Genomic DNA, 976 nt, shown 5'->3' with positions numbered 1-976 from the left:
GCTCGTGCTCGACTTCGTTGAGGCCGAACTGCTCACGCAGCGCCTCGGCCTCGCTGTCGCTCAGGCCGTCGCTGTGGCTGCCGAGTTTTTCCAGCAGGCTGCCGGTGTCGCTGTTGGCGGCGACCACCAGGGTTTGCGCCAGGGTGGGTGGCACTTCACGGTTGACCGGCGTGTCGGTGAAGCTTTCCAGCAACGCCAGTCGGCGGAAGTGCCGGGCGAAGTGTCGGGTCCGCAGAAAGCCTGCGAAGAACTCTTTCAACAGAGTGAGTTTCATGGCGGTTCCCCCAAGGATCAGCCGGGAAACCCACGAACAGGTACGGCCGACCTCACGCCTTGCCATCAAACGGGCAAAGCGGATCCGGCCCGCCCGTCAAAAAGACARGCGCGTCGATAGGTTGCAATGACGACGCAAAGGTCGGCATCACACACGGTTCAGTGTCGTTGAGAGGACGTCAGGACTCGGGCCAGGACTGGCCACGATCAGGATGCCGCTGCTCGCTTTGCGGCGAGACAACAGCACAGGAAACTGCGCGTTATCTTGCCGAGAATATGCCGGTTACCGTAACCGGCCGACTACTGTCACTCGAACAAGTACCCACGTGGGTCTCCGCTATTGATGAAAACGCGCGCAGCTTACGCCGCACTTTTAAGCGCGTAAACCTTGAAACAATTTTCGCCGGATGAAATCGGAAGTTCTTCAGGAAGGGTTCAGGTTGAGTGTTTTCAGGGCATGAAATAACAAAACGCTGGCTGCGATCTTTTATATAGAAGCAATGATTACCCGACGGCGACCATGGCATGGCGCCGATGATGAATCTCCAGGTGGCCCTTGATTACCCGCAGCACCTTGGCTTCATGTTCACGAATGAAAAAGTGCCCGCCGGCCAGCATGTCCACCGAGAAACTGCCCTGGGTTTCCTGGCTCCAGCCGATCAATTGCTCGGTACTGGCCCGGTCGGCCTTGCCACCGAACACG

Annotated in this window: 1 protein-coding gene and 1 pseudogene; both read right to left on the bottom strand. The window is 58.4% G+C overall.

All coding sequences use genetic code 11. The annotated features are described in order from the left end of the window. Window positions 1–274 (bottom strand): cation-transporting P-type ATPase (locus tag AC1DH9_RS29870; protein ID WP_477809418.1); only part of this gene is annotated, 274 nt, incomplete at its 3' end. Between the two features lie 503 nt (window positions 275–777). Beyond that, a pseudogene (locus AC1DH9_RS29865) lies at window positions 778–976 on the bottom strand (thioesterase); the annotation flags it as partial.

The organism is Pseudomonas sp. 05T35 (assembly GCF_056396605.1).
Note: the sequence above shows the minus strand (reverse complement) of the source record. Positions and strands in the feature narration are given on the sequence as shown.